Source organism: Sphingomonas lycopersici (assembly GCF_026130605.1).
GTDB lineage: Bacteria > Pseudomonadota > Alphaproteobacteria > Sphingomonadales > Sphingomonadaceae > Sphingomonas > Sphingomonas lycopersici.
On record NZ_JANFAU010000015.1, the window covers coordinates 85429 to 97198 of the forward strand.

Annotated in this window: 7 protein-coding genes; 3 read left to right on the forward strand and 4 right to left on the reverse strand. The window is 68.8% G+C overall.

Annotation, left to right across the window (positions count from 1 at the left end):
• The first annotated feature begins 84 nt into the window (after positions 1 to 84).
• Genes NED98_RS20620 through nagE form a run of 3 tightly spaced genes read left to right on the forward strand, consistent with a single transcriptional unit; the run spans position 85 to position 6463 of the window.
• Positions 85 to 2340 (forward strand): beta-N-acetylhexosaminidase, encoded by a 2256-nt coding sequence (locus NED98_RS20620; protein ID WP_265314288.1) that lies wholly within the window; start codon positions 85 to 87, stop codon positions 2338 to 2340.
• Positions 2328 to 4784 carry a phosphoenolpyruvate--protein phosphotransferase gene (gene ptsP, locus NED98_RS20625; RefSeq protein WP_265314298.1) on the forward strand — a complete coding sequence of 819 codons (2457 nt, stop codon included), beginning with the start codon at positions 2328 to 2330 and terminating at the stop codon, positions 4782 to 4784. Before NED98_RS20620 ends, ptsP begins: the two co-directional genes overlap by 13 nt.
• Entirely contained in the window at positions 4781 to 6463 is a 1683-nt protein-coding gene (gene nagE / locus NED98_RS20630) for an N-acetylglucosamine-specific PTS transporter subunit IIBC (protein WP_265314289.1), read from the forward strand. The genes ptsP and nagE overlap by 4 nt, the downstream gene beginning before the upstream one ends.
• Before the next feature lie 24 nt (positions 6464 to 6487).
• On the opposite strand, the gene NED98_RS20635 is transcribed toward nagE, so the two are convergent.
• From NED98_RS20635 to NED98_RS20650, 4 genes are all read right to left on the reverse strand, one after another.
• Positions 6488 to 7726, reverse strand: a complete 1239-nt coding sequence (locus NED98_RS20635; protein ID WP_432423352.1) for a dipeptidase — start codon at positions 7724 to 7726, stop codon at positions 6488 to 6490.
• Positions 7723 to 9258, reverse strand: coding sequence for a flavin-containing monooxygenase (locus NED98_RS20640; RefSeq protein WP_265314291.1), 1536 nt, complete (start codon positions 9256 to 9258; stop codon positions 7723 to 7725). Before NED98_RS20640 ends, NED98_RS20635 begins: the two co-directional genes overlap by 4 nt.
• 51 nt (positions 9259 to 9309) lie before the next feature.
• Positions 9310 to 10947, reverse strand: a complete 1638-nt coding sequence (locus NED98_RS20645; RefSeq protein ID WP_265314292.1) for a long-chain-fatty-acid--CoA ligase — start codon at positions 10945 to 10947, stop codon at positions 9310 to 9312.
• 87 nt (positions 10948 to 11034) lie between these two features.
• Positions 11035 to 11715, reverse strand: a complete 681-nt coding sequence (locus NED98_RS20650; RefSeq protein ID WP_265314294.1) for an NnrU family protein — start codon at positions 11713 to 11715, stop codon at positions 11035 to 11037.
• Positions 11716 to 11770 lie beyond the last annotated feature (55 nt).

Below are 11770 nucleotides of genomic sequence, written 5' to 3' on the forward strand. Positions count from 1 at the left end.
GTCGCTGCGCGTCAGGCCGGCGACCCCGTTTCCAATCGCGCCCGCCCCGCTATGTTTCCCTTTATGATCGCTGCCGGAGGGCGTGTGCATCCTCGCCGTCTCATTGCGCTTGCCCTGTTCGCGGCTGCCCCGGCGGCGGCGGCCGAGCCGTTGCTGCTCCCTGCGCCGGTCTCGGCCGAGGCGGGCAAGGGCGCCTTTGCAGTCGGCACGGCAACCGTCATCGTCGTGCCGCCGGGGGATCGCGGCGCGCGCAACGCCGCCGAGCGGCTCGCGGAATGGACGCTGACGGCGCGCGGGCTCAGGCTTGCGATCGTAAGCGACGCCAAGGCGCCGGCGATCCGTTTTCGTCGCGGTGCGGCTGGGGCGGCCGAATCTTACGCGCTGGATATCGCCGCGAGCGGCGCGACGATCACCGCGCGTGACGATGCCGGGCTGCTCTATGGCGCGGTCAGCCTGTGGCAATATCTGACCCCCGATCGCGCGCGCGGCGCGGTTTCGATCCCGGCGGTCACGGTGAAGGACGCGCCGCGCTTCCGCTGGCGCGGGCTGATGCTCGATAGCGCGCGCAACTTCCAGTCGCCGGCCTATATCCGCCGCCTGCTCGACTGGATGGCGGTCAACAAGCTCAACACCTTCCACTGGCATCTCGTCGACGATCAGGGCTGGCGGCTCGAGATCCGCAAATATCCGCGGCTGACCGATGTTTCGGCGTGGCGCGTGCCTGCCACCGCCCCCGGCGCGCCACCGCTGCCGCGCACCGGGGGCTTCTATACCCAGGCCGAGGTGCGCGAGATCGTCGCTTATGCCGCGGCGCGTGGGATCACGATCGTCCCCGAAATCGAGATGCCCGGCCACGCGCTCTCGGCATTGCGCGCCTATCCGCGGCTCGGCACCGGGGCGGCGATCCCCGCCGGGGTCGAATCCGATTGGGGGGTGTTCCCCTGGCTCTACAATACCGACGATGCGACCTTCGCTTTCCTCGAGGATGTGCTGCGCGAGGTGATGGCGTTGTTCCCGTCGCGCTACATCCACGTCGGCGGCGACGAGGCGGTGAAGGACCAGTGGAAAGCCTCGCCCGCCATCCAGGCGAAGATGAAATCGCTCGGCATCGCCGACGAGGATGCGCTGCAAAGCTGGTTCATCCGGCGGATGCAACGCTTCCTCGCCGCCAACGGGCGGCGGCTGATCGGGTGGGACGAGATATTGCAGGGCGGCATCGCGCCCGAAGCGACGGTGATGTCGTGGCGCGGGATTGACGGCGCGGTGGCGGCGGCCAAAGCGGGGCATGATACGGTGCTGAGCCCGTCGCCCGCGCTCTATCTCAACCACCGCGAAGGCTATGGCCCGCTCGAGCCGCCCGCGCGCGGCGACAGGATCGATCTGCGCAGCGTCTATGGCTTCGATCCTGCCCCGGCGGCGATCCCGGCCGAGGCGCGCGGGCATATCCTTGGCGTACAGGCCAATCTGTGGACCGAACATGCGCGAACCGAGCCGCGTGCGTCGTGGATGCTGTTCCCCCGCGCCAATGCGCTGGCCGAGGTGGCGTGGTCGCCCGAGCGGAGTCGCGATTTCGGCGGCTTCGTCGCGCGGCTGGTGCCGCAGCTCGATCGGATGCGCGCGCTCGGGCTGGAGCCGTCGGCGAGTTCGTTCACGGTGGCGCCGACGGTCGATTTCTCCCCCGGCGGGACGCAGGCGAAGGTCGCGCTGGCAAATGCTGCCGGGCTGCCGATCCGCTATACGATCGACGGCAGCGCGGTGATCGCCGCCTCGCCGCTATACGCCGCGCCGCTGACGCTGCCCTTGGCGACACGGCTGCATGCGGCGGCGATGCTCGGCGACCGTGCGCTGGCCGGCGCGATCGACACGACGATCGACCTGGCGTCGGTTCGTCGGCAGACCGACGAGCAGCTCGCTACCTGCACCGACAAGGTCAAGCTGGCGGTGGAGGATGATGCCCCCGCGAACGGCGCACGCGCCTCGTTCCTCACCGATATCCTCAATCCGTGCTGGCTCTATCGGGATGCCCCGACCGGCGGCGCGAAACAGATCGCGCTGACCATCGGACAATTCCCGTTCAACTTTCAGATCGGCGCCGATCTCGCCGCGATTCGCTTCCGCGCGCCCGAAACTCCCGACGGCGAATTCGAGGTGCGCGCGGGGTCGTGCGACGGGGAGCGTATTGCGGTGCTGCCGCTCGCCCCGGCGCGCGGCAACCCGGCGCTCACCCGGCTGGTCGCGCCGCTCCCGCCGCGCGCCGCGAAGGAGACATTGTGCATCACCTATACGGCGCGCGGGGTGAACCCGATGTGGGGGTTGAAGCAGGTGGAATTGCTGCCGTGACGCGGACGGTGACCTTGCACGCGCCCTTTGCCGGGTGGTTCGCGCCGCTCGACGAGGTGCCCGATCCGGTGTTCGCCGAACGGATGATGGGCGACGGCTGCGCGATCGATCCGATCGAGGGCGAGCTGCGCGCGCCCGCCGATGCCACGGTGACCGCGGTGCCGGCGACCGCGCATGCCGTGACGCTGCGGCTCGATAACGGTGCCGAGCTGCTGATCCATGTCGGGCTGGAGACGGTCGCGCTCGGCGGGCGGGGCTTTACCGCGCTGGTCGCCGCCGGGGCGCGGGTCGCCGTGGGCGATGTGTTGCTGCGCTTCGATCTCGACGCGGTGGGGGAGGCGGCCAAGGCGCTGATCACCCCGATCGTCGTCGCCAATGAGGGCTATGCGCTCCGCCTCGATGCGCCGGGCCGCGTGGTCGCGGCCGGCGACGCGATCGGCGTCATCGCGGGCGAAGCCGCCGCCGCCGGCGCGTCGGGCGCGGCGAGTTACAGCCGCAGCGTGCCGGTTGCGGCGGCGCACGGCATCCACGCCCGCCCGGCGGCGCGGATCGCCGCTGCGCTGCGCCCGTACACCGCCGAGGTGACGCTGCATCTCGGCGCGAAAAGCGCCAATGCGCGTAGCACGGTGGCGTTGCTCGGCCTCGGGGTGCGCGCGGGCGAAACCGTGACGATCGCCGGTGCGGGCGACGACGCGCATGCCGCGGTCGATGCGGTGGCGGGGCTGATCCTCGCCGGGTTGGGCGAGACGGCGGACGCCGCGCCGCTGCCACCCGCGCCGCCCGCCGGCCGTGCGGTGACCGCCGCGCCGGGGCTGGCGATCGGGCAGGTGCTGCAGCTCCGCGCGGTCGATCTGGCGGTGCCGCATGACGGCGCCGGTGTCTCGGCGGAACGCGCCGCGCTGGCCGAGTCGCGCGCGGCGGTGGCGGAGGCGTTGGGCGGCGGCAATCGCGCGGCGGCGGAGATCGCCGAAGCGCACCGCGCCTTGCTCGCCGATCCCGAGCTTGCCGCGGTCGCCGAGCGGGAGATTGCCGCCGGGCGCAGCGCCGCCTTCGCGTGGCGCACCGCGACGCGCGCCGCCGCCGCGGCGATCCGCGCCACGGGCGATGCTTTGCTGATCGAGCGCGTCGCCGATCTCGCCGATCTCGAACGGCAGGTGATCGCGCGGCTGCTCGGCAGTGACGCACCACTGGTGCCGGCGCTGGCCCGCGACACGATCCTGATCGCGGAGGATCTTTTGCCGTCGCAATTCCTTGCGCTCGATCGCGCGCGGCTGGCGGGGATCTGCACCGCCGCCGGCGGGCCGACCGCGCATGTCGCGATCCTCGCCGCCGCCGCGGGCGTGCCGATGCTCGTCGCGGCGGGGCCGGGGGTGCTCGACATCCCAGACGGGCGCACCGTGATCCTCGATGCCGATCGTGCCTTGCTTGACGACGATCCCGGGGTCGGCGCGCTGGCCGCGGCAAGCGAGCGGCTGGCGACGGCGCGCGATCGGCGCGCGCGCGATCTCGCCGCCGCCGGCGCGCCGGCCGAGACCGCGGACGGCACGCGGATCAAGGTTTTCGCCAATCTCGGCGCGGTCGCTGAAGTGGCGGGTGCGGTCGCGGCGGGCGCCGAGGGCTGCGGCTTGCTGCGCACCGAATTCCTGTTCCTGGAGCGTGCGACCGCGCCCGACGAGGCGGAGCAGCGCGACATCTATCGCCGCATCGCCACCGCGCTCGGCGATCGTCCGCTGATCGTCCGCACGCTCGATATCGGGGGCGACAAGCCCGTCCCCTATCTGCCGATGCCGGCGGAGGAAAATCCCGCGCTGGGGGTGCGCGGGGTGCGGCTGAGCCTCGCGCGGCCCGATCTGATGCGCACGCAATTGCGCGCGATCCTCTCGGCGATGCCGACGGCGCAATGCCATGTCATGCTGCCGATGGTGGTCGATCTCGCCGAGCTGCGCGCGGTCCGCGTGCTGCTCGACGAGGCGCGCGCCGCGCTCGGCATCGCCGCGCCGGTGCCCTTGGGGGTGATGATCGAGACCCCCGCCGCGGCGATGCTCGCCGATCAGCTGGCGAGCGAGGCGGATTTCCTGTCGATCGGCACCAACGATCTGACGCAATATGCGCTCGCCAGCGATCGCGGCAACGCCGGGGTGTCGGCCAAGCTCGATGCATTGCACCCGGCGGTATTGCGGCTGATCCGCGAGGTCGGGCGCGGCGCGAAGGCCGCGGGGCGCTGGGCGGGGGTCTGCGGCGGGCTCGCCTCCGATCCGCTTGCCGCGCCGATCCTGATCGGGCTGGGGATGACCGAATTGTCCGCGACCCCCGCCGCCATCCCGGCGCTCAAGGCGGCGATCCGCGGGGTGGCGCTGGCCGATTGCGTCGCGCTTGCCGACCGCGCCTGCGCCGCGGCGAGCGCCGATGAGGTGCGCGCGATCGCCAGCGAGGTGACGTCATGACGTTCAGACCTGCCACCTTGCTCAGCCGGCTCCAGCCGCTCGGGCGTGCGCTGATGCTGCCGATCGCGGTATTGCCGGTCGCGGCGTTGCTGCTGCGGCTCGGGCAGCCCGATCTGCTCGACCTGCCGTTCATCGCCACCGCGGGCAATGCGATCTTCGCCAATCTCGGGCTGCTGTTCGCCGCGGGCGTGGCGGTCGGACTGGCGCGCGGCAATCACGGCGCGGCGGCGCTCGCCGGGGTGGTCGCCTATCTCGTCGCGACCGAGGGGGCGAAGGCGTTGCTCGCGCTCCCGCCGACGCTCGCGACGAGCGATCCCGCGTTGCAGGCGGCGTGGCGGGCGAAGGAGATCGCCAAGCTCAGCGTGCCGGCGGGGATTCTTGCCGGGCTCGTCGCGGGTGCGCTCTACAACCGCTTCTCCGATATCAAGCTGCCCGATTATCTCGCTTTCTTCGCCGGGCGGCGGTTCGTCCCGATCGTCGCGGGGCTGGCCGGGCTGCTCGGCGCGGCATTGTTCGGCTGGGGCTTTCCGTGGTTCGAGGGCGCGATCGACGTGCTGTCGCAATGGGTGGTGCGCGCCGGCCCGATCGGTCTTTTCTTCTACGGCCTGCTAAACCGCCTCCTGCTGGTCACCGGGCTCCACCATATCATCAACAATATCGCCTGGTTCGTGATCGGCGATTTCCACGGCAAGACCGGCGATATCGCGCGTTTCTTCGCCGGCGATCCGCGCGCGGGGGCGTTCATGGCCGGATTCTTCCCGGTGATGATGTTCGGGCTGCCCGCTGCCTGCCTCGCGATGTACCGCGCCGCTGCGCCGGAGCGGCGCAAGGCGGTGGGGGGGATGTTGCTCAGCCTGGCGCTCACCTCGTTCCTCACCGGGGTAACCGAGCCGATCGAATTCACCTTCATGTTCCTCGCCCCGGTGCTTTACGCGGTCCATGCCGTGCTGACCGGCGTGGCGATGGTGGTGATGGATGCGCTGGGGGTGCGGCTCGGGTTCGGCTTCTCGGCGGGCCTGTTCGATTATGTACTCAACTACGGGCTCGCCACCCGGCCGCTGATGCTGCTGCCGGTCGGCGCGGTCTATTTCGCGATCTATTACGCCGCCTTTGCTTGGTGCATCCGCCGCTTCGACCTCAAGACGCCGGGCCGTGAGGCCGAAACGATCGTCTCATCGGGCGTTGTGGCAGCGGGGATGCGCGGCGAGCGCATCGTCACGGCGCTCGGCGGGGCGGCGAACGTGCGCAGCGTCGACGCCTGCACCACGCGGCTACGGCTGGTGGTGGCGGATCAGGCGCGGATCGACGAGGCCGGGCTCAAGGCGGAGGGCGCGCGCGGGGTGCTGCGGCTCGCCGACGGCGGGTTGCAGGTGGTGTTCGGCCCGATCGCCGATCAGATCGCGGGCGAGACGCGCGCGGCGATGTCGCTCCCGCAATCGGTGGCGGCGGTCCCGGTGTCGGTGGAGGAGGAGGCCGCCTATCCCGCGATCCGCCGCGCGCTCGGCGAGGGCAACGTCGTCGCGCTGTTGCCGCGCGGCACGCGGCTGATCGCGACCCTGCGCGATCCGGCGCTGGCGGACGAGACGGCGTTGCATGCCGCCGGCGTGCGGCTGGTGGCACGCCAGCCCGAGAGTGAGAAGCTCCACCTGTTACTCCAACCCCCCGTCATCCCCGCGTAGGCGGGAATGACGGGTTGGCTCGGGCTACTTCATCCCCTTCGCGACCTGCTCCGCGCGCTCCATCACGCGCAGCACATTGCCGCCGGCGAGCTTGGCGATATCCGCGTCGGACCAGCCGCGCCGCATCAGTTCCTCGAACAGCTTGGGATAGGTCGAAACGTCCTCGAGCCCGACCGGCAGCGGATGCCCGACCCCGTCGAAATCGGAGCCGATCCCGACATGATCATGCCCGGCAATCTTCGCGACATGCTCGATATGATCCGCGACTTCGCTCAGCGTCACCGCGGGCTCGGGATGCTCCTTGAGCCACGCGGCATAAGCCTCGGCGGCTTTGTCCGGCTGGCCGATATAGAGCCCGCGGAACGGCGGGGCGTTGAGCCGGGTCTTTTCCGCCGCCGAATCCGCCGCCCAGCGGCGCGACTTGTCCGAAACATAAGCCGGGGCGAAATCGACCATCACTACCCCGCCGTTCGCCGGGAGCAGCCGCAGCACATCGTCCGAGACGTTGCGCGGGTGATCGTTGACCGCGCGCGCGCCGGAGTGGGAGAAGATCACCGGCGCCTTGGTCGTGGCGAGCGCGGCGCGCATCGTCGCCTCGCTGACATGCGACAGATCGACCAGCATCCCCAGCCGATTGAGTTCGAGCACCACCTGCTTGCCGAAATCGGTGAGGCCATTGTGCTTGGGATCGTCGGTTGCCGAATCCGCCCAGTCGATCGTGCGCGAATGCGTCAGCGTCAGATAGCCCGCGCCGAGCGCGGCATAGGTGCGCAGGATCGACAGATTGCCGTCGATCTGCCCGCCGCCCTCGACCCCCATCATCGAGGCGATCTTGCCCGCGGCATGCGCGCGGCGCACGTCGGCGGCGGTGCGCGCCAAGGCGAAGGTCTCGGGGTAACGCGCGACGATCGACTTCACGAGATCGATCTGTTCCAGCGTCTGCTCGACCTGCTCCTTGCCCGGCAGATCGGCCGAGACATAGACCGACCAGAATTGGCCGCCGAGCATCCCGCGCCGCAATCGCGCGATATCGGTGTCATAGGGCTCGCCCTTGACCTGCGAGAGATCCTTGAGGTCGATCGTCCAGCGCTTGTCGCCCTCGCGGTCGCGCAGCGCCTCGGGCCAGTCGTTATGCCCGTCGATCAGCGGGGTCGCGCGCAGGATGCGGGCGACCCGCGCGGCATAATCCTGCGCCGCCGCCGGGATCGGCAGCAGCGCGACGCACAGAGCGGCGGTCAGCGCCGCAACAGGCGCGCGCCTCACGCAGCGGCCATCGAGCTTGCCTCGGCCGGGGCTTTGCCGGCGCGGCGCTTGCCGTCGTAGATGAATTCGGTGCCGTCGAGGTCGATCAATGGAAATTCGTCCTTTTCCCGCCAGTAATCCTGATTGTGCATCCATTCCGGCTTGTCGCCGCGCACCGGCATCTTATCGAGCCCGCGCATCAGATAGCCGGGGTTGAAATTGCCCGCGTCGATCCACGGCAGCAGCGGCATATCCCTGTCTTCGTCGCGCAATGCGACGTCGACGCGTTTCGCGTTGAGCACGTCCATATGGTTGAGCAGCCGGCAGACGAAATCGCCGAGCATGTCGACCCGCAGCGTCCAGCTCGCGCGGAAATAGCCCATTACCCAGGCGAGGTTGGGCACGCCGGTGAACATCATCCCGCGATAATTGACCGTCTCGTGCCAATCGACCGCGCGGCCGTCGACCGAGAAGGGGATGCCGCCCATCATCGAGAAATGGAATCCGGTCGCGGCGATGATGATATCGGCCTCGATCAAGTCGCCCGATTTGGTGCGGATGCCGGCCTCGGTGAAATGGTCGATCTCGTCGGTGACGACATCGACCTTGCCCGCCGCCACCGCGCGGAACAGATCGCCGTCGGGGACGAACGCCAGCCGCTGCTGCCATACGCGATAGCGCGGGGTGAAATCGGGCTCGAAGCGGAAATCCTCTCCGGCATAGGCGCGGATCAGTGCCTTCAATTCCTCGAACACCACATCGGGCTCGTTCTGGCAGCGCAGTGTGAGCTGATCCTGATCGTGCATCACCTGCGCGCGGACGACGCGGTGGACGGTCGGTTCGTCGATGCCGATCTGGCGCAGCCGGTCGGCGAGCTCGTTCTGGTTGGGTGCGCAGAAGAAATAGGTCGGCGAGCGCTGGAGCATCGTGACATGCGCGGCTTTCTCCGCCAGCGCCGGGACGACGGTGGCCGCGGTTGCGCCCGAGCCGATCACCAGCACGCGCTTGCCGGCATAATCGAGCGCCGGGTCCCATAATTGCGCGTGGAGGAACAGCCCGCGATAATCCGCCCGCCCCGGCCAGTCGGGGATGTACGGCGTTTCGTGGTCGTAATAGCCCTGGCACATCCACAGGAAATTGCAGGTGAAGGAGAGGGTGGCGCCGTCCGCCTTGCGCAACGCGTCGACGTGCCACAGATTTTCCGCGCTCGACCAGCGGCACGCGGTGATGCGGTGGCCGTAGCGAATGTGGCGGTCGATGTGATTCTCCGCGATCACCTCGCCCATATATTTCAATATCTCCGCCCCGCTGGCGATCGGGGCGCCGATCCACGGCTTGAACCTGTAGCCGAAGGTGTAGAGATCCGAATCCGATCGCACGCCGGGATATTTGTGGGTTTCCCACGTCCCGCCGAACGTGTCCTTCGCCTCCAGCACCAGATAGCTTTTCTCCGGGCATTGATCCTGGAGATGGAAAGCCGATCCGATGCCGGAAATGCCGGCGCCGACGATCAGCACGTCGACATGGGTGGGCGCGAGATCGTTCTGCTGCACCGTGCCTCTCCTTTATCTCTAAAGGACAGGCTAGTGTTTATTCGCCCGCGATCAAGGGCGCGCGACCTCGAACGGCAGCGTGTACCCCTCCATCCGCTGGCGGATCAGCTTCTTGTCGATCTTGCCGGTCGCGCCGAGCGGGATTTCGGGGACGAACAGCACGTCGTCGGGCATCCACCATTTGGCGATCTTGCCGTCGAGATAGGCGTTGAGATCGTCCCGGCATGCGTTCGCGCCGGGCTTGAGCTGGCACAAGAGGATCGGCCGCTCGTCCCATTTCGGGTGCGCGACCCCGATCACCGCCGCGAGCGCGACCGCGGGGTGGCCGGTCGCGATATTCTCGATCTCGATCGAGCTGATCCACTCGCCGCCCGATTTCACCACGTCCTTGGCGCGATCGGTGATCTGCATATAGCCCTTGTCGTCGATCGTGGAGACGTCGCCCGTGTCGAAAAAGCCCTCCGCATCGAGCACCTCGCCGCCCTCGCCGCCGAAATAGGAGGCGACGATCGTCGGACCCTTGATCATCAGCCGGCCCGGGGTCTTGCCGTCGTGCGGCAAGCGGTTGCCCGCATCGTCGGTGAGCTTGAGCTCGAGCCCGGCGAGCAGCCGCCCCTGTTTGGTGGCATAATGGACCCGCGCATCCTTATCCATCGCCGCCACCTCGGCCGAGGGCGAGGAAATGGTCGCGAGCGGCGAGGTTTCGGTCATTCCCCAGCCCTGGATCACCTCGACGCCATAATCGTCGCCGAAGGTGCGGATCAGCATCTCGGGCACCGCCGACCCGCCGATCACGACGCGCTTCAGCCCGCCGAGCCCGCGTCCGCTCGATTTGAGATAGTGCAGCACGCCCTGCCAGATCGTCGGCACCGCGGAGGAGAAGGTGATCTCCTCCTCCTCGATCAGATTGACGAGCGATTCGCCGTCCATCCTCTGCCCGGGCAGCACCAGCTTGGCGCCGACCGCAGGGGCGGAATAGACCATCCCCCAGGCGTTGGCGTGGTACATCGGCACGACCATCAGCACATTGTCGCGCGCCGAGAGCGCGAGCGCATCGGCCTGCAAGGTCATCAGCGCGTGGATGAAATTGGAACGGTGCGCGTAGAGCACGCCCTTGGGATTGCCCGTCGTCCCCGAGGTGTAGCAGAGGCCGCAGGCGGTATTCTCGTCGAACCCGCCCCAGGCGAACTCGGCCGGCTCGCCCGCGATCCAGCTTTCGAAGGCGGTTGCTGCGTAATCGGTCTTGGGCAGATCGGCGGCGTCGCACAGGAAGATGACGCGCTCGATCGTCGGCGCTTGCGGGAGAAGCTGGCCGACCAGCTCGGCGCAGCTCGGATCGGCGAACAGGATGCGATCCCCGGCGTGGTTGGCGATATAGGCGATCTGCTCGAGGAACAGCCGCGGGTTAAGCGTGTGGAGCACCGCGCCCATGTTCGCCGCGCCATACCAGACCGCGAGATGGCGGGCGGAATTCCACCCCATCGTCGCGACGCGATCGCCGGGGCGGATGCCGGCACGTGCAAGGCCGCTCGATACGCGCTTGGCGGCGGTGTGGAGCGCGGCATAATTGTCGCGCGTTACGACGCCATTGGCATCGCGCGACACGATCTCGCGCGCGCCATGCCACGTCGCCGCGTGATCGAGGAACTTATCGACCGTCAGCGCGCCATGCTGCATCAACCCGAGCATTCGTGACCTCTCCTCATTCTCGCTTTGCCGCGAGAATAGGGGAAGTGTGCGTTATGCGAAAGCCCTGAAACTTAGGTTACGAAGTATTTAGCCGATCCAATACCAGATGCCAGCGCGCCACCCGGTGAGCGGGATATGCGCCCATGTCGCGACCAGCCACACGACCAGCCCGCCGGCAAGCGCGTGCATCCCGAACCCGCCGAAGCGCGCGCGGCCGGCGGCGATCGCGGCGAACGGCCAATAGCTCGTGCGTTCTTGCCAGACGCGCCAGAAATCGGGCTGGAGCGTCGCCTTCTTCCGGTCCTGGAAGGCGGCGCCGACCAAAGCGAGAATGATGATCGCGATCGCGACGATGATGTTGGACGGTTCGGGATAGACCAGGATGTGCGCCGCGCCCCACAAGGCGAAGGCCCACATCATCGGGTGACGCGTCACCGCGAAGACGCCGCGCGCCGCGGGCACCTCGCCGGTCGCGGCCTGCGGCAGCGCCGGGTTGCGGATCAGCGATCCCATCAGGAGGATGCTGGCGATCAGCATCACCGCGGTCGCGATCGCCCAGGAGAGGTCGCCCGCGATCCACAAGGGCGCGCCGGGCGGGGCGGCGCGATAGGCGATAATCAGCCAGATCAATGTCGCAAAGGCGACGAGGCTGTAGAGCGCGAGAAATCCGCGCTCGCCGAGGCGCGCGACGAGCGGCGCGCGCAGCGGATGCGACAACAGGAAATGCGTCCCGACGAATGCGGCCGCCGCCGCCAGCACATTGCCCATCGCATCCTCCAATCGTCGTGGGGGGGGGGGGGGGGGCGGCGCGCGACACACCACA